This window comes from Natronococcus sp. A-GB1, from assembly GCF_029688845.1.
GTDB lineage: Archaea > Halobacteriota > Halobacteria > Halobacteriales > Natrialbaceae > Natronococcus.
Genome location: NZ_JARUKW010000008.1, coordinates 113,296 through 135,974, shown reverse-complemented (window position 1 = coordinate 135,974; position 22,679 = coordinate 113,296). Strand labels below are relative to the sequence as shown.

At 65.7% G+C, this 22,679-nt stretch carries 17 protein-coding genes and 1 pseudogene; 11 read left to right on the top strand and 7 right to left on the bottom strand.

The window, feature by feature from the left end:
* Window positions 1–29: 29 nt before the first annotated feature.
* Window positions 30–440 (bottom strand): hypothetical protein, encoded by a 411-nt coding sequence (locus tag QA600_RS11115; protein WP_278292005.1) that lies wholly within the window; start codon window positions 438–440, stop codon window positions 30–32.
* A 3-nt stretch (window positions 441–443) separates the two neighbouring features.
* Between QA600_RS11115 and QA600_RS11110 the strand changes: the two genes are divergently transcribed.
* The 4 genes from QA600_RS11110 to QA600_RS11095 all read left to right on the top strand — a co-directional run bounded on the left by QA600_RS11110 (window position 444) and on the right by QA600_RS11095 (window position 6,126).
* Entirely contained in the window at window positions 444–3,413 is a 2,970-nt protein-coding gene (locus tag QA600_RS11110) for a molybdopterin-dependent oxidoreductase (protein ID WP_278292004.1), read from the top strand.
* Window positions 3,414–3,422: 9 nt separating this feature from the next.
* On the top strand, window positions 3,423–4,025 hold the full coding sequence (locus tag QA600_RS11105) for a 4Fe-4S dicluster domain-containing protein (RefSeq protein WP_278292003.1): 603 nt from the start codon (window positions 3,423–3,425) through the stop codon (window positions 4,023–4,025).
* A 6-nt stretch (window positions 4,026–4,031) separates the two neighbouring features.
* The gene (locus tag QA600_RS11100; RefSeq protein ID WP_278292002.1) at window positions 4,032–5,168 is read left to right on the top strand and encodes a dehydrogenase; all 1,137 of its coding nucleotides are present in this window, start codon (window positions 4,032–4,034) and stop codon (window positions 5,166–5,168) included.
* 181 nt (window positions 5,169–5,349) lie between these two features.
* A complete protein-coding gene (locus QA600_RS11095; RefSeq protein WP_278292001.1) occupies window positions 5,350–6,126 on the top strand; it encodes a methyltransferase domain-containing protein in 777 nt (258 codons plus the stop codon).
* Window positions 6,127–6,185: 59 nt separating this feature from the next.
* Here QA600_RS11095 and QA600_RS11090 read toward each other — a convergent pair whose 3' ends face one another.
* Window positions 6,186–6,371, bottom strand: a complete 186-nt coding sequence (locus tag QA600_RS11090) for a hypothetical protein (RefSeq protein WP_278292000.1) — start codon at window positions 6,369–6,371, stop codon at window positions 6,186–6,188.
* A gap of 522 nt (window positions 6,372–6,893) precedes the next feature.
* On the opposite strand from QA600_RS11090, the gene QA600_RS11085 reads away from it, so the two are divergent.
* Together QA600_RS11085 and QA600_RS11080 are read left to right on the top strand one after the other, a co-directional pair.
* Complete coding sequence (locus tag QA600_RS11085) at window positions 6,894–7,547, top strand: bifunctional 4-hydroxy-2-oxoglutarate aldolase/2-dehydro-3-deoxy-phosphogluconate aldolase (protein ID WP_278291999.1); 654 nt, start codon at window positions 6,894–6,896, stop codon at window positions 7,545–7,547.
* A 318-nt stretch (window positions 7,548–7,865) separates the two neighbouring features.
* Complete coding sequence (locus QA600_RS11080) at window positions 7,866–9,149, top strand: MFS transporter (protein ID WP_278291998.1); 1,284 nt, start codon at window positions 7,866–7,868, stop codon at window positions 9,147–9,149.
* 21 nt (window positions 9,150–9,170) lie between these two features.
* Here the strand turns inward: QA600_RS11080 and QA600_RS11075 are convergent, their stop codons facing one another.
* The 4 genes from QA600_RS11075 to QA600_RS11060 all read right to left on the bottom strand — a co-directional run bounded on the left by QA600_RS11075 (window position 9,171) and on the right by QA600_RS11060 (window position 13,408).
* The gene (locus QA600_RS11075) at window positions 9,171–10,181 is read right to left on the bottom strand and encodes an SRPBCC family protein (RefSeq protein ID WP_278291997.1); all 1,011 of its coding nucleotides are present in this window, start codon (window positions 10,179–10,181) and stop codon (window positions 9,171–9,173) included.
* 337 nt (window positions 10,182–10,518) lie between these two features.
* Window positions 10,519–10,899 carry a hypothetical protein gene (locus QA600_RS11070; protein ID WP_278291996.1) on the bottom strand — a complete coding sequence of 127 codons (381 nt, stop codon included), beginning with the start codon at window positions 10,897–10,899 and terminating at the stop codon, window positions 10,519–10,521.
* Window positions 10,900–10,906: 7 nt separating this feature from the next.
* Complete coding sequence (locus QA600_RS11065) at window positions 10,907–11,986, bottom strand: aromatic ring-hydroxylating dioxygenase subunit alpha (RefSeq protein WP_278291995.1); 1,080 nt, start codon at window positions 11,984–11,986, stop codon at window positions 10,907–10,909.
* A gap of 213 nt (window positions 11,987–12,199) precedes the next feature.
* Window positions 12,200–13,408, bottom strand: coding sequence for a hypothetical protein (locus QA600_RS11060; RefSeq protein WP_278291994.1), 1,209 nt, complete (start codon window positions 13,406–13,408; stop codon window positions 12,200–12,202).
* Between the two features lie 332 nt (window positions 13,409–13,740).
* Between QA600_RS11060 and QA600_RS11055 the strand changes: the two genes are divergently transcribed.
* From QA600_RS11055 to QA600_RS11035, 5 genes and pseudogenes are all read left to right on the top strand, one after another.
* Window positions 13,741–16,308 carry an FAD-dependent oxidoreductase gene (locus tag QA600_RS11055; RefSeq protein ID WP_278291993.1) on the top strand — a complete coding sequence of 856 codons (2,568 nt, stop codon included), beginning with the start codon at window positions 13,741–13,743 and terminating at the stop codon, window positions 16,306–16,308.
* 326 nt (window positions 16,309–16,634) lie between these two features.
* Window positions 16,635–16,910: pseudogene (locus QA600_RS11050) on the top strand (bifunctional 5,10-methylene-tetrahydrofolate dehydrogenase/5,10-methylene-tetrahydrofolate cyclohydrolase); the annotation flags it as partial.
* Between the two features lie 192 nt (window positions 16,911–17,102).
* Complete coding sequence (locus QA600_RS11045) at window positions 17,103–19,652, top strand: FAD-dependent oxidoreductase (protein WP_278291992.1); 2,550 nt, start codon at window positions 17,103–17,105, stop codon at window positions 19,650–19,652.
* Between the two features lie 17 nt (window positions 19,653–19,669).
* Window positions 19,670–20,917: a threonine ammonia-lyase gene (ilvA, locus tag QA600_RS11040; protein WP_278291991.1), complete on the top strand. Its 1,248-nt coding sequence runs from the start codon at window positions 19,670–19,672 to the stop codon at window positions 20,915–20,917.
* Between the two features lie 159 nt (window positions 20,918–21,076).
* Window positions 21,077–21,202 carry a hypothetical protein gene (locus QA600_RS11035; RefSeq protein ID WP_278291990.1) on the top strand — a complete coding sequence of 42 codons (126 nt, stop codon included), beginning with the start codon at window positions 21,077–21,079 and terminating at the stop codon, window positions 21,200–21,202.
* A 189-nt stretch (window positions 21,203–21,391) separates the two neighbouring features.
* On the opposite strand, the gene glyA is transcribed toward QA600_RS11035, so the two are convergent.
* Complete coding sequence (glyA, locus tag QA600_RS11030; protein ID WP_278291989.1) at window positions 21,392–22,642, bottom strand: serine hydroxymethyltransferase; 1,251 nt, start codon at window positions 22,640–22,642, stop codon at window positions 21,392–21,394.
* Window positions 22,643–22,679 lie beyond the last annotated feature (37 nt).

The following is a 22,679-nucleotide window of genomic DNA, read 5'->3' as shown; positions in this document are numbered from 1 at the left end:
AAAAACAGTACGGGTCGCTCCGCTGGCAATTAGATCTCGACGGCGCCGAGCCACCGATCCTCGCCGTGGACCGGGCAGAACGACTCGTGGTTCCGCCGGCAGTTCGGGTCCATACACCAGCCGCACTCGCAGACGCGCTGCAGGGACCGATCCGGGATGGTCCGTCTGCAGAGGGTACATCGTACACGCATGGTTCGAAGTATGCTATGAGGTACCATGTCTGTGTCCACGTTCAGCGAGCGTTTCATCTCGCCGTTCCGAAGTAGGCTCTCGACGCCGACAGCGGGGAAAAGCGTCAGCCGCGACAGCGTCCGTTTGCCGACGAGTGTGCGGTAGCGAGCGAACTGCGTTTTGCCGGTGAGTATAAACGCAGCAAAAATAACTATCAAAAGAATGTATGGGTACCGGCCATATTTATTACCGACCTCCATGTTTGTCATTGTATGTCACGATCGACGCTCGATCTCGATCGTCGGGGGTTCCTCAAGGCCGGTGCTGCCGGGACGCTCGCGACGGCGGTCGGGGGGCGAACGCTCCTCGAACGGGGGGAGGCACAGGACGACGACACCGTCGATCCCGACGCGGCCGACGAGCTGGTCAAGACGGTCTGTACGCACTGTTCGGTCGGCTGCGGCGTACAGATGGCCGTCGAGGACGACGCGCTCGTCGGTCAGGAGACGTGGGACGACAACCCGATCAACCGGGGCGGGCTCTGCTCGAAGGGGGCGTCGCTCGCGCAGTCGGTCAACTCCGACAAACGGCTGAAGGAGCCGCTGAAACTCGAGGACGGCGAGTGGACCCAGATGGAGTGGGACGCGATCCTCGAGGAAATCACGGGTCGACTGAACGACGTCCGCGAGGAGACCGGGCCCCACGCAACGATGTGGGTCGGCTCGGCCAAACACACGAACGAGTGTGCGTACCTGATTCGGAAGCTAGCCGCGTTCTACGGGACGAACAACATCGACCACCAGGCGCGGATCTGTCACTCGACGACGGTGACCGGGATCGCGAACACGTGGGGCGTCGGCGCGATGACCAACAACAACAACGACATGCGAAACGTCGACGTCAACCTCATCATCGGGCACAACCCGCTCGAGAGCCACCCCGTCGCCTGGCAGCACTTCCAGGAGGCCCAGCGTCGAGGCGGCAGACACATCGTCGCCGAACCGCGGTACACGAAGACGGCCGCCGCCGCCGACGACTACTACCAGTTCCGATCGGGGACCGACGTCGCGTTCATCTACGGCCTGATCTACCACATCGTCGAGAACGACCTCCACGACGAGGCGTTCATCGAGAGCCGCGTGATGGTCCCGACCTGGGAGGAGTTCCGCGACGACGTCCTTCCCGAGTACGACCTCGAGACGGTCTCGGATATCACCGGGACGTCCGAGGACGACCTCGCCGAACTCGCCGAGACGCTCGCCGACGCCGACGTGAGCTGCGTCGAGTGGGCGATGGGCGGAACCCAGCACAACAACGCGACGGGCAACGTCCGCGCCTACGCGATGTTGAACCTGACGCTCGGCCACGCCGCCCAGTCCGGCGGCGGCACGCCCATCTATCGGGGCCACGACAACGTCCAGGGCGCGACCGACCTCGGCGTCGACTCCGGGAACACGCCGGGCTACTACGGGCTCGATCCGGACGCCTGGGAACACTGGACGAACGTCTGGACCGAAACCGAGAGCACCTCCGGCGAGATCAGCTACGACGAACTGGTCGATCGGTTCCACTCGACCGAGCTGATGGAGAAAAACGGGTTCACCGTGGCCCGCTGGTTCGAGGGCGTCCTCGACGACGAGTGGGAGATCTACCAGCCCGATTCGCTCCGGGCGGCGGTCTTCTGGGGACACGGCCTCGGCTCGCTCAGCGAGTACAAGCGGGTTCGGGAGGCGGTCAACGAACTCGAGTTCATCGTCAACGTCGACGTCTACCCCAACCAGGTCGCCGAGCTCGCCGACAGCGACACCGACGTCTACATGCTGCCGGCGGCGACCAACATGGAGGAGGCCGGCAGCGCCACCAACACCGGGCGGCAGCTCCAGTGGCGAAACCAGGCGATCACCCCGCGACACAACTCCCGGACGGACTGGGAGCTGCTGTGTGACTTCGCCGAGCATCTCGGCTTCGGCGAGCACTTCGACTACGACGAGCCCGAGGCGATCCTGCGGGAGATCAACCTGGGTACGCGCTCGATCGGCTACGTCGGCCAGACGCCCGAACGGCTCAAGCTCCACCAGGAGCACGCGGAGCTGTTCAGCGTCGAGGATCTCCGGGCCGACCTCGAGGAGGACCACGAGCTGTACGACGAACTCGACGGCGACTACTACGGCCTGCCGTGGCCGTCCTGGCACGAGGACCACCCCGGGACGCCGATCCTCTACGACGCGTCGCTCCACCCCGCGGAAGGCGGCATGGACTTCCGTGCGAACTGGTGGGACGCGGCGGTCGACGAGGACGACCCTGAGGTCGAGCCCGAGGACCAACTCCGGGAGCCGTTCGAGCCGGAGTGGTGGGACGGCGAACTCGAGGGGGTCCCGCAGTATCCGCTGTTCTCGACCGTGCTGCCCGACCCCGAGATCCCGGCCGCGGCGACGCTCCCGGTGGAGTACGCCGAGGACGAGTCCCAGTCGGTCGCCGACACCGCTGAGGCGCTTGCCGACGAGGGGTACGACGTCGACCTCGAGCGCTACGCGGCGTTCGACAACCCACAGCCCGACGCCCCGTGGGGTCGCGGCCGAGCCCGGATGAAAGCCTGGAACCTCGAGGACCAGATTCCGGTCCATCGCGAGCCCGCGGTCACGCCGCGCGCGGATCTCGTCGAGGACTACCCCTGTAACGAGCGCGTCGAGGACCACTGGCGCGTCGAGCTCGACAACGAACGGGTCCAGCAGGACAACATCGACGCCCACGAGGAGTACGATCTGGTCCTCACGTCAGGCCGGCAGGTCGAACACCAGGGCGCCGCCGCACAGACCCGCAGCACGCTCGGCACGGCCTCGCGGTCGCCGATGATGTACCTCGAGATCCACCCCGACGTTGGCGGCGACCTCGGCGTCGAGGACGGCGAGTGGATCGTCGTCGAGACGCCCCACGCCGAGATGATCGTCCAGGCCAACGTCACCGAGCGTGTCGCCCCCGATCACGCGTTCGCCCCCTACCACTGGAGCGGCATCCTCGAGGGGGAGCGTATGCTGGAGACGGTCCCCGAGGGGCTGGGGCCGCTCGTGATCGGCGAGTCGATCAACGCCGGGACCGCGCCGGCCTACGACCGCGAGACCCAGATGCAGGAGACGAAGGTGACGCTGTGTCGCGTCCGGGTGGCCGACGACGGCGAGATTCCGGAGCTGTCGGATCGGCAGCACCGGTGGCAAGAACAGCGCATGAACCGCCACAAGCGATAGGTGAAACCGATGAGCACACACCAATCAGACGGAGGAACGGCCCGGGTGATCCCGAACTGGGAGTCCTGTATCGACTGCGGCGCCTGCGAGGTCGCGTGTCAGCGAACGTGGGACCTGCCGCCCGAAAGCGACCGGATTCAGGTCGTCGCGCTCGCCCACGGCACGGAGGACGAGACGAACAAGCCGATGCAGTGTTACAACTGCGCCGAAGCGCCCTGCGTCGAGGTCTGCCCAACCGACGCGCTTCGGTTTCGAGACAACGGCACCGTCCGGGTGGACGCGGGGATGTGCATCGGCTGTCACTACTGCGGCGTCGGCTGTCCGTTCGGCGCCCCCCAGTACCCCGACGCCGAGATCCCCGAGGCCGAGGAAGCGTCGCCGCTGGGCGCCCGCGGGAACGGCCTGATGGACAAATGCACGACCTGTGAGCCACGCCAAGAGCAGGGCCTCGAGCCAGCCTGCTCCTCGGAGTGTCCGACCGACGCGTTGCTGTTCGGCACGCCCGACGAACTCTCCGAGAAGCTCGAGGAAGACCACGTCTCGACGCCGTTCTCCGACGAGGCTGCACGGATCGTCTTCGGAGACGACGCGGACGAAATCGTGGGGGAGTGATACACGATGGCAACAGAAATCGCGTTCGAACTTCCGTACACGGAGTGGAACTGGCGAATCGGCGTCTACATCGCCATGATTGGGATCGCCGGCGGGGCGTACCTGACCGGCTACGTCGCGGACCTCCTCTCGGCGAGGGGCAACGCGAGCGAGCACGGTCGGATCGCCAAGTACGGCTACCTCGTCGGACTGCTCGGACTGGCGATCGGCCCGCCCGTTTTGCTGTCGCACCTCGCGACGCCGTTCCGGGCGATGTTGATCCCGCTGACGATGACGAACCTCGGCTCGTGGATGGCCATCGGGGCGTACATGTTGCTCGGATTCGGCCTGGGCTCGTTCCTGATGTTCGTCTGGGTCACGTTCGGGGCGAGCCGACCGCACTCCCCGACCGTCGCCGAGGGGGAGGAGGGAACGCTCGCGGCCGACGGTGGACGGGACGTCGCCTCCGACGGCGGAGCCGAGGACGGCCCCGCCAGGGCTGCAACGGGTGGGACGACCGGCGGGATCCGTGGCATCCTCAATCGGATCGGACTCATAGACCGGCTCGACTCGCTCGCCGACTACACCCGCCCCTCGGAGCCGATCCGCCTCGCACTCGGAGGTGTCTTTGCGATCTTCGCCGCCGGCGTCCTCGTCTACTCGGCGATGGCGTACGGCTCCGGAGCGACCGAACGGGTTGCGCTGTGGGACAAGACGTTCCTGGTTCCGGTCCAGATTTTCGGCGGGCTCGGTGCAGGGCTGGCCGCCGCCGTCGGGCTGACGGCGGTCGCCGACCGATCCGTCAGCAGGACGATCCAGAACTACGCGCTCGGCGCCGCCGGACTGCTGGCGGCGACGCTGGTGGCGGTGCTCGCGACCGTCTTCCTGCTACCGGAGCAGGTTCCCGCGGCCGAGCCGGCGGTACAGAACCTGCTGACCACTCACGCGACGCTGTTCGTCGGCGTCGTCGTGATCACCGGGCTGATCGTGCCGATCCTGCTGTCGGTCGGAGCGGTCGTCGGCCAGCGCCGCGACGTGATCTCGAGAACCACTGCGACGGCGTCCTACGCCCTCGTCGGGCTGCTGGTGATCGCCGGCAAGGTCGCCCTCGCGCTGGCGTACCTGCTCGCCGCCGAGTTCACGCCGATGCCGCTCCCGGTCTAATACGGTTTACTGTAAGTTATTACCGGCGTAACCGCGACCCGTGCGGCGGTTGCGCCGGTACATCGTTACAGCAATCCGTATAAGTCGGCCACCCGACTAACTCGGCCGTGGAGACGAGCGTGGATGGATTTCCAGCTGTAACCCAAACGGATAGGCAACCCGCCGACGTAGCCACTAGTTGATGACACGCCCACGGGACGACTGGGACGCGACCGCCTACGACGACGACCACTCGTTCGTCTACGAGTACGGAGCCGACCTACTCGAGCTCCTCGAGCCGACCGCGGACGAGCGTGTACTCGATCTCGGCTGTGGAACGGGGGAGCTGACGGCGGCGGTGAGCGACGCGGGCGCGACCGCCGTTGGACTCGACAGCTCCGCCGAGATGATCGCGACGGCTCGCGAGGCCCACCCCGATTGTTCGTTCGTTCACGCCGACGCGACGACGTTCGCTGCCGAGGAACCGTTCGACGCCGTGCTCTCGAACGCGGCCTTACACTGGATCGACGACCAGGACGCCGTCCTCGAGACCGTTCGAGACGCGCTTCGGCCGGGCGGTCGCTTCGTCGCCGAACTGGGCGGAACGGGCAACGTCCGAGCGATCGTCGACGCGCTCGCGGCCGAACTCGCAGACCGGGGGTACGATGGCGATCACTCCTGGTACTTCCCCTCGATCGGCGAGTACGCGCCCCGGATCGAGGCCCACGGGTTCGAGGTGCACTCGGCGGCGCTGTTCGACCGACCGACGGAACTCGAGAACGGCGCGGACGGTCTCGCGAACTGGATCGGGATGTTCGGCGACGAGTTCTTCGAAGGGGTTCCCGACGCCGAGCGTGACACGATCGTCGAGGGGGTCGAGGATCGACTTCGCCCGGCGCTGTTCCGCGACGGCTCGTGGGTCGCCGACTACCGGCGGCTTCGCTTCGTCGCGGTTGCGGACCCTCTCTCGAAGGAATAGCTGCAGTGTGTGGAAAGTATAGTTGCCGTAAAAGATCTACCTATTGCAGCTATTGAGAATTAGGTGACTATCGAGGAGACGAGCAGGTATCCGACGTAGACGAGGAGCCCGAGCACGGCCAGCGAGACGATCGTGCTCACGATCCACGTCACGAGCCCGAACACGAGCGCGATAAGCTCGAGAACGAGCCAGAGAACGACGATGCCGGCGAGGGCGAGGCCGACGATCCGTAGCGGACGCGTCATACCAGTAAATACAGCACGAACCGATATGAGTGTTTTCGCCGCCGACGGCGAGTCGGATTACGCCGATCGGCCTGAGTGCCATTCGACCCCAAGCGGCCGCCGGTTCGGGACGGCCGAATCTCTCTGGTTCTAGTTTATAGTCGATAAAGTATAGAACGGCTATCGGTGCTCGCGCCTCTACTGTCACCGGTCGGTTCGTCAGCACGTATCGTCCGCAGACTGACCGGTAATCCCGGTATACACGCGAGTGGTCAGACAGCTCGATCTCGAAACGGTGCTTGACGGAACCGGCGAGGCAAACCGAATCGGTATCGAACGTCCCGCGATGGAATAGGAAATTAATCGATGGTTCGATAGAAGTGTCTGGTAAAAAATATATTGGAACGATAGAATCAAGGAGAATCGGATCGTCGAACGGCCGGCGATCTCACCTCGTTCCCGCGTTGGTTATATGAGCGGGAACGAACCCTCGACCGAGTGACGAACCGCTACGTTCAAGCCCGCGATCGGGAAAGGGTGCGTATGTCCGAACCGAACGCCGTCGAACGACGAATCGGCGACAGCGGCGTCGTCGCAGTGCTTCGCGGGGTCGGCGAAGACCGAATCGCCCCCGTCGCTCGAGCGATCCACGACGCCGGAGTCGGCGCGATCGAAGTGACCGCGGACGGAACTCGCGTCCGCGAGAAGGTCGCGGCCGTCGACCGCGAACTGCGCGATACCGACACCGTCGTCGGTGCGGGGACCGTCCGCGACGCCGCGACGGCGGCGTCGGTCGTCGACGCCGGGGCGACGTTCGTCCTCGCCCCCGACTGCAACCCCGACGTGATCCGAGCGTGCAACCGTCACGGCGTCGTCTCGATCCCCGGCGTCACGACGCCGACGGAGGCCGTGACGGCGATCGAGGCCGGTGCCGACATCCTGAAACTGTTTCCGGCGGCGACCGTCGGTCCCGACCACGTCGGCGCGCTGCAGGGTCCGCTTGGAGACGTTCGCGTCGTGCCGACCGGCGGCGTCGCCGTCGACAACGTCGCGTCGTTTTTCGACGCGGGAGCGTTCGCCGTCGGCGTCGGCAGCGCGATCGTCGACGACGACGCGATCGCGGACGGCGACATGGATCGGGTCCGCGAGACCGCCGCCGAGTTCGTCGCCGCAGTCGAGTCGGCTCGGCCGGGGTAGGGTCGCCGCTGCTCGAGAAACCTCGCCGTTGCCTCGAGCGACGTCGCGCGGGCTCGAGCGAGCCGTCGAGCGATTCTCGGACCGTCGGACGACGATCCGGCCACCCGCCAAGGAGCAACTCTATACATACATATGACTGTAAACACCTGACCGAGCGGTACTTCGGGAAACACGACCTATACGAAATCCAACAGATGATGGGACGATGTCGGGGAGGCGACCGACGCCTCGAGTCGCCGCCCGCCGACAGGTTCCCGGCACACCCCCGTTCGCGTTCATAATATCAAACGCTTTGTCGTCGTACTCGAGACCCCCCGTATGGACTACTGGTCGTCGCCGAGGAACCGTCGCTGGCTGCTGTGGGGGATTCTGGCTGTCTCCTTCCTGCTGGTCAACGTCTACCGGCTCTCGACCGCCGTACTCGCCGACGACCTGATGGCGGCGTTTCGGACGACCGGCGGGCAACTCGGCACGCTCCACGCCGTTTTCTTCCTCGTCTACGCCCTGATGCAGTTGCCGACGGGCATCCTCGTCGACCGAATCGGTATCCGTCGAACGGCGGCGATCGGCGCGGTGACGATGAACGCCGGCGCGCTCTGGTTTGCGCTCGCGGAGGGGTACCCGTCTGCACTGGGTGGTCGGCTGGTGATCGGACTCGGCGGCAGCGTGATCTTCGTCTGTATGCTGCGGTTCTGTGCCAGCTGGTACCGCGTCGACGAGTTCGGTACGATGAACGGGCTGAGCTTCGCCGTCGGCGGCGTCGGTGGCGTGCTCGCGACGACACCGTTGGCCGTGCTGGTGGACGCGACCGGCTGGCGAACCTCGCTGTCGATGCTCGCGGCCGTTGGACTGGTCGCCGCCGCCGTGACGGCGCTCGTCGTCCGGGACTCACCGGAGCGCGCGGGGTTCGAACCGATCGAGGGGGTTCCTGAGCAGTCCCGGCTCACGCTGGGGGAGATCCGAACCCACGGCGCCACCGTCCTGCGTGATCGGTGGACGTGGGTCGTCAGCGTCCTGCTGTTCTGTACCGGCGGGGTGAACCTCACGCTGTTCGGCCTCTGGGGGATCCCCTACGTCGTCCAGGTGTACGACACCTCGGTGACCGTGGCATCGCTGTGTACGCTGCTCGGCGGCGTCGGGAGCGCCGTCGGCCCGCCCGCGTTCGGCTGGCTCTCCGACCGCCTCGAGCGTCGAACCGAGTTCATCGTCGGCGGCGGACTCCTCTACACCGGCGCGCTCGCGCTGCTTGCGATCGTCGGCGATCCGCCGCTCGTGGTCGTCGGAGCCGTCTTCTTCGTGGCCGGCGCGCTGCTGGGGACGTTCGTCCTCACCTACCCCCTGGTCAAGGAGCGCCACTCGAGCCGGGCGAGCGGGATCTCGCTGGGCGCGATCAACGGGGCCTCGTTCTTCGGCGCCGCCGTCTTTCCGACGGCGATGGGGTGGGTGCTCGACGCCTACTGGACCGGGGAGTTCGTCGGCGGCGTCCGCGTCTACACGGTGACGGGGTACCGGGTCGCCTTCGGAATCGCCGCCGTCGCGGGGCTCGTGACGATCGCCTGTGCGGTCTGGCTTCACCGTCGAGCCGACGCCATCGAGGCGTAAGTGGGGTCGTCCGCTCGAGAATCAGGCGTCGTACGCTTCCTGAGCGAGGCGGTGGAGCTTGTGAACGGTGTGTTCGTTCGGTCCGAGCTGAGCCTGTGCGAGCGCGCCGGTCCGCAGCCCCGCCCACTGGCGTTCGACGAGTTCGAAGTCCTCCTCCTGGAGCTGACGGCTCGTGCGGACGAACTCTCGTTCCTCCTCCGAGATGTCGCCATCACGGAAGTAGTAGTCCGCGATGAGCCGGAAGCGGCCGGTGTCGATTGGATCGATGATGTAGGTGCCGTAGCCGTCGGCGGTGCCGTACATGTTGATCGTGAAGTTCGGCCAGAAGTAGTGGAACTGGGCCTCACGCTCGTCGTGAATCCGGAGCTCGTCCTCGACGTCCTCGTCGTGGGTGTAGTGGAGCACCCAGTGGTAGTCGTTGACCTCGAGTTCGGAGTCGGCGAGCTCGATCCCCTTGATCCAGTCCTGGTGGTTGGCCTGGCAGTGGTCGCACTCGGAGTAGTTACCCGCGAACACCTTCCAGTTGCACTCGACCTCCGAGACGACCCGACAGCCGTGCTCGTACTCCTCGAGGGGCAGCGATTCGAGTCGCTCCTCCAGTACGCCGGCCTGCTCGGATAGCGACATCGGCTCGTCGCCCAGGTTGACGAAGTAAAGCGGCCCAATGCTGTCGACGCGGACCGGCTCGGCGTGCTCGAAGTCGGCGAGGTCGACGCGACCGGGGTCGGTCATCGGCGTCTCGTCGACCACCGGCGAGCCGGTTCGTGCCGAGAAGTTCTCGAAGACCTCGACGTCGCCGTCCGTTCCGCGGACGACGACGAGGTCGCGACCGCCGACGTTCCGGGTGAAGAACTGTCCCGGCTCGGTGATACAGCTGGCGTGGCCGGCATACACCCAGTACCGCCCGAAGATCTTGTCCTTCTCCATCTCGAAGGTCTCGGGCTCCGTGAAGTACTTCGCCGGCAGCGCGTTCGACTTCTCCGTGATATCCGGGCTAACTGGCTTCGTCTGAGCGTGCTCCCACTGTGTCATACACTCTCTATGATGATCGAGTTCATGAAAGAAGTTAACTAGGTATATAGCGCCCATTTATATACAGGGTGGTTCTCGGCGACCCCCATGGGGGCTTCCCGGCCTCGAGTCGCAACGCCACCGACGATACCGGCTCGACGGACGAAGGCGACGTCGAAACGACTCGAGTTCGAAATCCACCGACCGCCCGCCGATCACAGCGGATACCGGGGTACCAGCCGTGGCCGCGATCAAGAAGAGACCGTCCATGCAGTCGCCGTCGCGGTGTGGGGCAGTCGTGCATCGACAGCAGAACGAGCCGGAAGCCGACGCACCGCCAACTGCGGGGGTTCCTCGATCAGAACGCGCGTAGGTGGTCGTCTTGCGGTTCGTACAGTCCGCCGCCCATTCGGATCTCGTGGATCTTCTCGAGCGTCTCGCCGATCGACAGTCCCTGCTCGCTCATCGCCGCTGCAACGGCGCCGATCGGAGCCCCGTTCTCGTACTCCGCCTCGAGCTGGGTCACGACGTCTTTGAGCGTGTAGACCTCCTTGAGGTCGTCCTCGGTCACCGCGTCCACGAGGTCGGGTCCGATTCGGGTAAACTCCACGTCGTGGCCCGTGACGCTCGAGTGGCGGCGGTAGAACTCGACGATCTCGTTCGGGTCGTCGCTGTGCAGATCGACGTCGCAGTCGGGACAACTCGCGGCATACGTTGGGTGTTGCTGTTGTGTGCTCATGTATCGATTACGAATCGGACTCCTGTGCGAGCCCGTGGAGGTCGTCGACGGTGTGTTCGTTCGGTCCGAGCGTCCGCTCGAGGGTGCTGACTCCGTCCGTGTCGCGGCGGCGTTCGGCCAGTTCGATCGCTTCGGCCCGACGCTGGCGGCTCGTGCGGACGAACTCCCGTTCCGCTTCGGTGCCGTCGCCGTCCCGAACATAGTAGTCTACGATCAGCTGACAGCGGCCGGCGTCGACCGGGTCGACGATACACGTCGCGTACCCGTCGTCGCCGTCCACCTCGATCGTGACGTTCGGCCAGCAGTAGTGAACCTGTGCTGTCTCATCGTCGTCGGTCGAACTGAGCGACCAGCAGTGGTCGTCGGTTTCGAGGTTGGTCTCCTCGGACTCGGCGCCCGGAAGCCGATCCCGACGGCCGACCGCGTCCAGGAGGCTGCCGGCGACCGTCTTCCAGTTGCACTCGACCTCCTCGACGACTCGACGCTCGTGGTCGGACGCCTCGAGGGACAGTGACTCGAGTCGCTCCTCCAGTGCGCCGACCTGCTCGGACAGCGCCGGCGGCTCGTCGCTCAGGTTCACGAATAGCAGCGGGCCGACGCTGTCGACGTGGACGTCGTTCAGGCCGTTGGTCTCGCAGTCGAACTCCTGGACGTCTTCGTTCTCGAGATCGGGGTTCAGGCTCGCGTCCTCGAAACTCTTGGGCGTACTGCGGAGCTCGCCGTCGAGATCGTACGTCCAGAGGTGGTAGGGACACTGGATCCGGTTGCCGCCGCCGGGGTCGGTCATCGGCGTGTCCTCGACCATCTTGGAGCCGCGGTGGGCACAGACGTTGTCGAACGCTTTGAGCTCGCCGTCGTGGCCGCGGACGACGATCAGCTGTCGGTCGCCGACGGTTCGGGTGAAGAACTGCCCCGGTTCGGCGATGCTGTTCGCGTGGCCGGCATACACCCAGTACTCGCCGAAAACCGTCGCCTTCTCCGCCTCGAATGCATCGGGGTCGGCGAGCTGATTCGCCGACGGCGCGCTCGACTCGTCCGTAACGTTCTCACTCACCGCGGCGGCTCGTGAGTCGTCCCACTGTGTCATACGTCACGATCAACACAGAAGATACTGAAAGTCGTTCACCCGTGTTATTGAACACCAATATATACCCCGCGGGGGTGACGGCTCGCACCGATCCGTCTCCCGGCGGCGCCGAAACCGGCCCGTAGCGCACGAGCTGGGGAGAACGGTGACGACGAGAACACGAGAGAAGAACCCGGTCGGCGTTCACGGATCGGTGCCGATCGGCGAGCGACGCTACGGGACGGCCGACTGCCGATCGCCGGAGCCGGTGTCCCCGGCGTGACGCTCGGATCGGTGCTGGTCGCTGCCGCGGATCCGCTCGGCGATCTCCTCCCGCGACGGTCCCTCTTCCGGCGTTCTCGAGGCGTAGACGCGCCTAACCACGAGATCGATTAGGTCGAGTCTCTCGAGCAGCTCCCGGGTCCGGTCGCGCTCGAGGCCGAGCGCTCGAGAGACGTCGTACAGCGTCATCGACGACTCGACTGCGTCGATCAGCCGCTCGACCTCGACGTCGTCCGGGAGGCCGACCCCGTCCGCGACGAGTGGCCGCTCCGGGACATCCTCGACCGGATCTGCGGTCCCGTCGGGACGAGCGGGGGCCGACTCCGGCTCTGGCTCCGCGTCGGTCGTGGCGGCATTGAGTCCTTCCGTGGCGGACGGATCGTCCGGTTCGTCGGCCGGTTCCGTTCGCTCTTCGGTCTCCTCGGCGTCGACCACGTCGTAGGAGACGGGGTCGTGGACGCCGGCGTCGATCATGTACCGACGGACCGTCTCGGCGGCGACGTCCATCTCGAGGACGTCGGCCATCGCTGCGAACGTCTCGAAGGACTCGTACAGACACTGCAGGTACTCGGCGTCGTCGTACGGCGGCAACTCCTCGTTGCGCGCGTCCTCGAGGGCCCGCGAGAGTTCGGAGTCGATCGCGGACTCCGTTTCGGATTCGCTCCCGAGTCGGGACTCCGTCGATACCGGATCGGTCCCGTCCTCGTCGTGAGCTTTGCCCGTCTCGAGCGGTCCGTCGGTTTCGTTCGGTTCCGTCCCGGCGTCCGATTCGGCCGCCGAACCCGACGGCGTCTCGGCTCGAGCCGACGTCGCCTCCTCCTCAAAGCTGATCGCGAACGTCACGACGACGTCGCCGTCGGCGGTCACGCGGGCGTCGTCCCTCGTCACGACGACGCCGTCGGGCGCGTACTCCGCTATCGCGGGCAGCGCCGAGCGGGAGAACTCGAGGTGGAGTCCCCCGTTGTCGTCCAGGCGTGCCGTTTCGGGAGCCGTGCTGGAGTCCGATTCGGACGCCGTTCCGTTACACAGCGGAGCGACGGCGTCGACCGAAACGCTCGGCCCGGTCGCGTCCGCCCGTCCGGAGATCGTCGCGTCGACCTGTCGGATCACGCCGCCGTCCGCCTCGTACCGGTCTACTATTTGCGAGAGAGTGTCAACCAAGTCCCCGATCCTCATGATTTGTCTACGATTGAACTCGGGTCGGGGTAATACTGAGTGGGGAATACTCCGTCCCTTCATATAGCTCGAGGCTGAGTTCCGGGAAGCGGACGTGAGAACCGAGAATCCGCGAGCGAGCGAACCGGATCCGACGGGCCGTTCGATCGGGCCCTTGGCGGTCTTCGACGGAACGTCGTCGGTCGACGACGCCATCGTGCGGTCCTCGGGACTGCCGGGTCGTCCGAAACACTATCTCTCAGTTTTCGTATCGTTCGTTGGACGATCCGGGACGGCGACAGCTATATTTGATCCCCACCAGCATATCGAGGTGAGTAATGAATACACACGACAGTCTGCCGGCCGAGGCCGACACCGTCGTCGTCGGGGCCGGAATCGTCGGCTGCAGCACGGCCTACCACCTGACCGAGTTCGGGCGCGAGGACGTCGTCGTCGTCGACCAGGGGCCGCTCCCGACCACGGGCGGCTCCTCGAGCCACGCGCCGGGGATCATGTTCCAGACCGCCGAGGACAAGGTGCTGACCAAGTTCGCGAACTACAGCCGCAAGCTGTACTCGGAGCTCGAGGACGAGGACGGAAACCAGCTCTACAGCGAAACGGGCGGGATCGAGGTCGCCCGGACCGACGAGCGGATGGACTTCCTCCAGCGCCGGGTCGAACACGGCACCGCCTGGGGCGTTCCGGACCCGCAGCTCCTCTCGCCAGAGGAGGTCGAGGAGAAACTCCCCCTGGTCGACAGCGACGTTATCCAGGGCGGCTACTACTCGCCGACCGACGGCCAGGTGTCGGGCGTCAAGGCCTGCGCCGCGCTGGCGAGAGCCTCTATGGATCGGGGCGCGAAGTTCGTCCCACACACCCGGACCGAAGACGTCGCGGTCGAGGACGGCGAGGTACAGGCCGTCGTCACCGAACACGGCGAGATCGAGTGCAACGAGGTCGTGATCGCGACGAACATCTGGGCGCGCCAGCTGGGCGAACAGCTCGGGGTCCACCTGCCCGTGACGCCGGTCGAACATCAGTACACCATCACCGAGTCCCTCGATGAGCTCTCGGGCGACCAGGACGTTACCCAGGACCCGGTCTACGAGAACTACCGCGAGGTCTCCGGCGAGAAGGCCGACCGCTTGCTCGCGAACCCCGATCGGCCGATCCTCCGGGATCAGGACAACGCCCTGTACTTCCGGACTCACGGCGACGCCTACGGGATCGGCTCGTACAACCACGAGCCGCTGGTCCCCGACCCACAGGAGCTCGGCGGCAACGAGGAAGATGGCGAGCAGGGGTCGGTCCACGAGTTCTCCGACTACCACCTGAACAACGCGACCCACCCCGACCGTCCGGACAAGGCACCCCGCCAGGCCAGCGACGAGCTGTTGCCCGCGACCGCGGGGAAGGAACTCGAGCACAAGTACAACGGGATGTTCGCGGAGTCGCCCAACGGCCTCCCCGTGATGGGGCCCGTCCAGGAGTACGACGGGCTCTGGACCGCCGCGGCCATCTGGGTCACCCACGCCGGCGGCGCGGGGCGAGCGCTGGCCGAGTGGATGGAGACCGGCGCACCGAAGCTCTCCGACGGCCGGATCGACCTCTCGCACTGCAACGTCAACCGGTTCCAGCCCCACGAGGGCAGCTGGGACTTCGCCCGCGACATCGGCGGCGAGGAGTACCGGATCGTCTACAACATCGTCCACCCCAAGTGGACCTGGACGGACTACCAGCGCGACATCCGCCGCAGCTCGGTCTACCACAAGCTCGAGGAGCTCGACGCCGAGCTGTGGGCCGAGGCCGGCTGGGAGGAGGCCCAGTGGTTCGATTCGAACGCCGACCTGCTGGCGCGCTACGGCGAGGACGTCCCCGAACGAGACGGCTGGGAGGCGAAGTACTGGTCGCCCATCGAGGGTGCCGAGTCCCTGCACGTCCGCAACGAGGTCGGCATTCACGACATGACCTCGTTCAACAAGATGGAGGTCAGCGGGCAGGGCGCCGGCGAGTTCCTCCAGTATCTGTGTACCAACGACATGGACATCGACGTCGGACAGGTTCGTTACACCCTCATGTGCAACGAGGAGGGTGGCGTGCGGGCCGACATCACCGTCACCCGGACAGACGACGATCGCTACCTCGTGCTCACCACGGGCCGGGAGGTCGGGCAGAACCACGTCGCCTGGGTCAAGAAACACGCCCCCGAGGACGTCACGGTCCGGGAGGTCACCTCCGAGCTCTCCTCGTTCGTCCTCACGGGGCCAAACGCCCGTGACGTACTGAGCGAGGTAACCCGAGCCGATCTCTCGGACGACGCCTTCCCGTACTTCACCTCCCAGGAGATGTTCGTCAAGAACGTCCCGGTGCGAGCGCTTCGAGTCTCCTACGCCGGGGAACTCGGCTGGGAGCTGTACACGCCAAGCGAGTACGGCGGACGGCTCTGGGAGCACCTCTGGGAGGCCGGCCAGGACCACGACCTCCGGCCGTACGGCAACGGCGCGCTCGACTCCCTGCGCATCGAGAAAGGGTTCCGGCTGTGGGGGGAGGACCTCCACACCGAGCACAACCCCTACGAGGCGGGGCTCAGCTTCGCTGTCGACCTCGAGACGGACTTCATCGGGAAGGAGGCCGTCGTCGAGGCCGCCGAGGGCGAGCGGATCGATCACAAGGTAGCCTGTCTGACCCTCGAGGACGAGGACGCGGTCGTCTTCAAGAACCGGCCGGTCCTCGACGGCGACGAATCGTTAGGGTACGTCCACAGCGCCGAGTACGGCTACACCGTCGGCGCCTGCGTCGCCTACGCCTACCTCCCGCCGGAGTACGCCGAACCCGGCACCGAACTCGAGATTCTCCACGAGGGTGAGCGCTACGCGGCGACGGTTCAGGACGGACCGCTGCTGTAGTTCGGCCTCGAGCGGTTTTTCGACTCGCTATCGACGCGTAGTGACATCTCTAGAATCTCGAGTGGTCAGTTCGACACGGTACGAGGTCCGAAACGGCCCGGAACCGCACTCCTTCGGACCGATGCTATGGGAGTGGAGGCGTGGAAGAACGCCACGCCTCCCTTCGTATGGCAGCGACACCCCTCAACAGGTGTCACCTCGACGTTGACATCCGATCTCAAAGTAGGTGCAGGTGGAATACTGGAGGTGTTTATACCGCGATCGGGAGTTCGGGAATCGCGGTCCAGAAGCTGTCTCGACGATGAAACGTGAATATCGCTCCCGGCATTGTGATCGCGGCCACCAGCTACCCCGAGCTGATCGACGGCTCGATGATCGGCGACGGTGCGGTCGTGATCGACGTCGGCGTCAACCGCGTCGATGCAGAGACAGAGAAGAGGTACGAACTCGTCGGCGACGTCGAGTTCGAGAGCGCGAAGGCGAGAGCAAACGCCATAACCCCCGTTCCCGGCGGCGTTGGTCCGATGACGATCGCGATGTTGTTCTATAACACAGTGAAGGCCGCGAGTATCCAGGCGGACGTTCCGTTTTCGCTGCCGTAGTCACGGTCGTCGAACGCGTTCTCGAGCGACGAACCTCGGGACGCAATACGTGTCTGGCTGATGACTGCTTGTGGAGTGTCGATCAACACTGTTGCTTCGTCGCCGACACTCGGCCCGCAACACCCGGATCGGAGACCGCCTCCGCCCTCTCACCGATGCACTTATGATACCCACTGTACCAGGGTGTGGTATATGAGCACAGACAGCCCGCCCTCGAGAGCCGGGACGGTGATCATCGGTGCCGGGGCGGTCGGGTGCAGCGTGGCTTACCACCTGACCGAACTCGGTGCCGACGACGTCGTCGTCCTCGACAAGGGACCGCTGCCGGTGACCGGCGGCTCCTCGACCCACGCGCCGGGGATCATGTTCCAGACCTCGCCGTCGAAGCTCCAGACCAAAACGGCCCACTACACGACTCGACTGCTGAAGGAAGCTGGCGTCTACAACGAGACCGGTGGAATCGAGCTCGCTCGCTCGCAGGAACGGATGGATTTCCTCCAGCGCCGGGTCGAGTGGGCGAAATCCTACGGGCTCCCCGAGCCGGAGTTACTCGAGCCCGCGGAGGTCACCGACTACCTGCCGCTGGTCGACGAGGAGGAGATCCTCGGCGGCTACTACTCGCCGACAGACGGCCAGGTCGCGGGCACCGACGCGCTCCAGTGGTACCTCGAGACGACGCCGGCGTCGTTCCACGGCCACACCGAGGTAACCGACATCGAAGTCGACGGCGGGGAGGTACAGGCGGTCGTCACCGACCGCGGGCGCATCGAGTGTGACCGCTGCGTGCTGGCGACGAACAACTGGGCCTACCAGACCGGACAGCTCGCAGGCGTCGACCTGCCGATCGCCCCGGTCGAACACCAGTACGTCGTCACCGAGCCCCTCGAGGAGCTGCGAGGCAACGAACGGGCCGACGACGCCGTCACCGGGCTCGAGATCCCGGGCGATCGAAAGATCACCGAGTCGATGGCCCAGCCGCCGGACCGCCCGGTCGGCCGGGACCAGGACAACTCGCTGTACTTCCGAACCCACGGCGAGGGGTACGGGCTCGGCTCGTACAACCACGAGCAGCTCGTGGTCGACCCCGACGAGATGGGGTCGAACTCCGAGGAGAGCCAGGCCTCCGTTCACAGCTTCACGGAGAAACACTGGACAAAGGCGACCCACCCCGATCGCGAGAAGTCGCCGAAGCAGGCGTTCGACGAGCTGCTGCCCGCGACGGCCGACAGGGAGTTCGACGCCACCGAGAACGGGATCTTCGTCTACACGCCGGACGGGATGCCCGTACTGGGTGAAACCGCGGCGGTCGACGGGCTCTGGACCGGGCTGGCGATCTGGTGGACCCACTCGGGCGGTTACGGCAAGATCCTTGCGGAGTGGATGGAAACCGGCGTTCCGCGGCTCCCCTCCGGCCCCGTCGACACGAGCGGGATCCACGTCGAGCGGTTCGAGCCTCACGCAGGAAACAAGCAGTACTTCATGGACCGTGGCGGGATGCGCTATCAGCAGGTCTACAGCATCGTCGAACCCCGCTGGCAGCCCGCCGACCGCCGCGGGCTCCGAACGAGCCCGTTCTATCACCGCCAGCAGGAACTGGGCGCGGAGTTCTACCAGAGCGGCGGCTGGGAAGTCCCCCAGTGGTACGAGTCCAACGCCGATCTCGTCTCGAAGTACGAGGACCGCATCCCCGACCAGGACGGCTGGCAGGGGGTCAACCGCTCCCCGATCGAGGGCGCCGAACACCTCCACACCCGCGAGAAGGTGTCGATGTTCGATATGACCACGTTCAGTTCGATCGTGGTCGAGGGAAGCGGCGCCGGCGCGTTCCTCCAGCGGGTCTGTAGCAACGATATGGACCTCTCGATCGGCCAGGTTCGCTACACGACGATGCTGAACGAGGGCGGCACCGTCCTCGCGGACCTCACCGTCGTCCGCCTCGACGACGAGGAGTACGTGGTGACCACCGGCGGGGGGAACTCGCCGGGGATCCACGGCTCCTGGCTCGAGCGCCACGCCCCCGAGTCGGTGTCGGTCACGGTCGAGGAGTCCGCAAGGAGTACGATCGGCCTCTGGGGACCCAACGCGCGACTCCTCCTCCAGCGGACGACCGACGCGGACCTCTCGAACGACGAGTTCTCCTACTTCAGCGGGAAGCGGATCTACGTCGGCGACGTCCCCGTCATCGCCCTGCGACTCTCCTACGTCGGCGAACTCGGCTGGGAGCTGTGGGCGCCGACGGAGTACGCGGGGAAGCTGTGGGACACCCTCTGGGAAGCAGGCCAGGATCTCGGCGTCCGACCGATGGGCGCCGGCGCGGTCGAGTCGATGCGCCTCGAGAAGGGGTTCCGGCTGTGGGGGACGGACGTCGATACCGACGTCAACCCCTACGAAGCGGGGCTCCCGTTCGCGGTCGACCTCGACACTGACTTCATCGGGAAGGAGGCACTCGTCGAGGCGAAAGACGAGGGGATCGACAACCGGGTCGCCTGCCTCACCCTCGACGACTCGAGCGACGTGATGCTGGGCGGCCGTCCGGTCTACAAAGACGGTACCGCCGTCGGCTACGTCCAGGCCGGCGACTACGGCTACAGCATCGGCGAGTCGATCGCGTACACCTACCTGCCGAGCGAGCACGCGGAGACCGGCACGTCGGTCCGAATCGAGTGCGAGGGGCAGAGCTACGACGCGACGGTTCGGAACGAGCCGCTGTTCGACTCCGGCCGCGATAAAATAATCCGATAGGCGGTCGAGAGCAGACCATGAACGAATCACGAAAACGCGAACCCGAAATCCGGTATGAGGACATCGAACGAGCGAGTGAGCGACTGACCGACGAGACGGTCGTCAAGCGCACGCCGATCGAACGCAGCACGTCCCTCGAGGAGCTGGTCGACGCGGAGGTCTACCTGAAGATGGAACACCTCCAGTGGACCGGCTCGTTCAAGACCCGCGGGGCGTACAACCGGATCAGCCAGGCCGTCGCCGACGGCGCCGACGAGTTCGTCGCCGCGAGCGCCGGCAACCACGCCCAGGGCGTCGCGCTGGCTGCGACTAGGTGTGGCGCCGACTCGACGATCGTCATGCCGAAACACGCCCCCCAGGCGAAGATCGATGCCACTCGGAGCTACGGCGCGACGGTCGAGCTCGTCGGCCAGGACTTCCAGGACGCGATGGCCCACGCGAAGGAGTACGCCAAGGAGGACGACGAGGTCGAGTTCGTCCACGCCTACGACGATCCCGCGATCGTCGCGGGACAGGGAACTCTAGGAATCGAGATGTACGAGGACCTCCCTGAGGTCGACACCGTCGTCGTCCCGATCGGCGGCGGAGGGTTAATAAGCGGCATCTCCACGGCGCTCGACCACCTCGCACCCGAGACGCGGGTCGTCGGCGTCCAGGCGACGGGCGCCGAGACCGTCCACGAGAGCCTCGACAAGGGCGTCCCGGTGACGCTCGACGACGTCGATACGATCGCCGACGGGATCGCCACCGGTGGGATCTCCGAGCTGACGCTGGGGCTCATCGAGGAACACGTCGACGAGGTCGTCACCGTCACCGACTCCCAGATCGCCCGTGCGATCTTGCTCCTGCTCGAGCGGGCGAAGCAGGTCGTCGAGGGCGCGGCCGCGGCGTCGGTCGCGGCGCTTCTGGCCGACGATCTGGACGTCGAGGGCGAAACCGTCATGCCACTGCTGTGTGGTGGCAATCTCGACATGACGATGTTGCAGACGGTGTTGATCCACGCGCTCACCGGTCGGGGCCAGATCCTGCGCCTGCGCGTGAAGATCGACGATATGCCGGGGAAAATGAACGAACTCTCGGGGATCATCGCCCATCACGGAGCGAACATCCAGACCGTCCGCCACGACCGCGCGGTCGAATCGCTAAACGTCGGCGAGGCCTACCTCGTCTTCCAGATCGAGACGAGCGGGATCGAACACGCCGCTGCGATCATCGACAGCATCGAAGCGGAGGGGTACGACGTCGAGGACGTCAACCGCGAGTAAGCGGAGACGCCCTCGCACCGAAACGATTTGCGAGCGCTACGGGCGACGATAGCGGACGCCCGTCGAATAGACACGAATGTCAGCTAGTAACTAACATGAGTCGTCATCGCGGCCGTGTCGGTGTTGGCGTTCGTGATTGCCCTGCTCGCCGTGATCTCGATGATATCCGCGTTCGGGGCCCGCAGACCGCTGTTCCTCCGCGAGGAGGACGACGTCTCGCTCGGCTCGACCGACCTCGAGAAAACCCGTACGGAACCCGAGTCGGTGGATCCGTCCGACGACTGATACGGTCCGTCGTAACGATTTATCGGTACATCCGCAGGACGACCGCGGTTGTACCGGACGACTTACACAGGATCGAGGAGAAAGCCCACGACTTCAGTCGTGGGAGAAGTCACGATGATCCGTTCGACTGCGAATCGCTCGCGCTCCTCGTGTTGTTCTCTCGGCCAGAAGAAATCGAACCCCTCGCGCTTATTCGTAGATCGGGTACGCCGCACAGAGTTTGTCGACCTGTGAGGCCACACGATCGGTGACGCCCTCGTCGTCGGGCGCGTCGAGTACGTCGACGATGCAGTCGGCCACGGTCTCCATCTCCGCCTCCTCGAGCCCGCGCGTGGTGAGTGCCGGCGTGCCGACGCGGATCCCGCTCGTGACCATCGGCGATCTGGTCTCGCCGGGAACGGTGTTCTTGTTGACGATGATGCCGGCGTCGCTCAGCAGCGACTCGGCTTGTTTGCCCGTGAGGTCGGGATGAGAGTCACGGAGGTCGACCAGCAGGAGGTGTTTGTCGGTGCCGTCGCTGACCAGCGAGAGCCCCCGCTCGACGAAGACGTCGGCGAGTCGTTTCGCGTTTGCGACGACCTGTTCGGCGTACTCGTCGAACGCGTCGGTTCGAGCCTCCGCGAAACCGACGGCCTTGCCGGCAACGTTGTGCATCAGCGGGCCGCCCTGCGCGCCGGGGAAGACCGCCGAATCGATGTCGTCGGCGAACTCCTCGTCGCACATGACGATCCCGCCCCGACCCGCGCGAATCGTCTTGTGCGTGCTCCCAGTGACGAACTCGGCGTGTTCGACCGGCGAGGCGTGGACGCCGGCTGCGACGAGCCCAGTTACGTGAGCGATGTCCGCCAGGTGGAGGGCGTCGACGGCGTCGGCGATCTCCGCGATTCGCTCGTAGTCGAACTCGCGGGGGTACGCCGAGGAACCGCTGACGATCAGCTCCGGGTCGGTCTCGCGGGCCTGTCGCTCGAGGTCGTCGTAGTCGATGTAGCCGGTGTCGGGATCGACCTCGTACTGGTCGACGTCGTAGAGCTGTCCGGAGAAGTTGACGCTGTGGCCGTGGCTCAGGTGGCCGCCGTGGGACAGCGACAGCGAGAGGATGCTGTCGCCGGGCTCGAGGACGGCGAAGTAGACGCTCATGTTCGCCTGGGTCCCGCTGTGGGGCTGGACGTTGACGTGGTCCGCGCCGAAGAGCGCTTTCGCCGACTCGATCGCGTCCTCCTCGACCGTGTCGACGTGCTGGCAGCCGCCGTAGTACCGGCCGCCGGGGTAGCCCTCGGCGTACTTGTTCGTCAGCGCGCTGCCCTGGGCCTCGAGAACGGCCTCCGAGACGTGGTTTTCCGAGGCAATCATGCCGAGCGTCGACTCCTGTCGATCGCGTTCGCGATCGATGGCCGTCGCTACGCTCGGTGAGATGCTGTCGAGTGGCTGGTCGAACGCCATACTACGAGTAGCGAGAACCCGGAGTAAGTATCTTGCG

Bases quoted from the DNA above. Each gene is read 5' to 3' on its own strand.
- QA600_RS11115 (WP_278292005.1), bottom strand. From the start codon at position 440: ATGACAAACATGGAGGTCGGTAATAAATATGGCCGGTACCCATACATT.
- QA600_RS11110 (WP_278292004.1), top strand. From the start codon at position 444: ATGTCACGATCGACGCTCGATCTCGATCGTCGGGGGTTCCTCAAGGCC.
- QA600_RS11105 (WP_278292003.1), top strand. From the start codon at position 3,423: ATGAGCACACACCAATCAGACGGAGGAACGGCCCGGGTGATCCCGAAC.
- QA600_RS11100 (WP_278292002.1), top strand. From the start codon at position 4,032: ATGGCAACAGAAATCGCGTTCGAACTTCCGTACACGGAGTGGAACTGG.
- QA600_RS11095 (WP_278292001.1), top strand. From the start codon at position 5,350: ATGACACGCCCACGGGACGACTGGGACGCGACCGCCTACGACGACGAC.
- QA600_RS11090 (WP_278292000.1), bottom strand. From the start codon at position 6,371: ATGACGCGTCCGCTACGGATCGTCGGCCTCGCCCTCGCCGGCATCGTC.
- QA600_RS11085 (WP_278291999.1), top strand. From the start codon at position 6,894: ATGTCCGAACCGAACGCCGTCGAACGACGAATCGGCGACAGCGGCGTC.
- QA600_RS11080 (WP_278291998.1), top strand. From the start codon at position 7,866: ATGGACTACTGGTCGTCGCCGAGGAACCGTCGCTGGCTGCTGTGGGGG.
- QA600_RS11075 (WP_278291997.1), bottom strand. From the start codon at position 10,181: ATGACACAGTGGGAGCACGCTCAGACGAAGCCAGTTAGCCCGGATATC.
- QA600_RS11070 (WP_278291996.1), bottom strand. From the start codon at position 10,899: ATGAGCACACAACAGCAACACCCAACGTATGCCGCGAGTTGTCCCGAC.
- QA600_RS11065 (WP_278291995.1), bottom strand. From the start codon at position 11,986: ATGACACAGTGGGACGACTCACGAGCCGCCGCGGTGAGTGAGAACGTT.
- QA600_RS11055 (WP_278291993.1), top strand. From the start codon at position 13,741: ATGAATACACACGACAGTCTGCCGGCCGAGGCCGACACCGTCGTCGTC.
- QA600_RS11045 (WP_278291992.1), top strand. From the start codon at position 17,103: ATGAGCACAGACAGCCCGCCCTCGAGAGCCGGGACGGTGATCATCGGT.
- ilvA (WP_278291991.1), top strand. From the start codon at position 19,670: ATGAACGAATCACGAAAACGCGAACCCGAAATCCGGTATGAGGACATC.
- QA600_RS11035 (WP_278291990.1), top strand. From the start codon at position 21,077: ATGATATCCGCGTTCGGGGCCCGCAGACCGCTGTTCCTCCGCGAGGAG.
- glyA (WP_278291989.1), bottom strand. From the start codon at position 22,642: ATGGCGTTCGACCAGCCACTCGACAGCATCTCACCGAGCGTAGCGACG.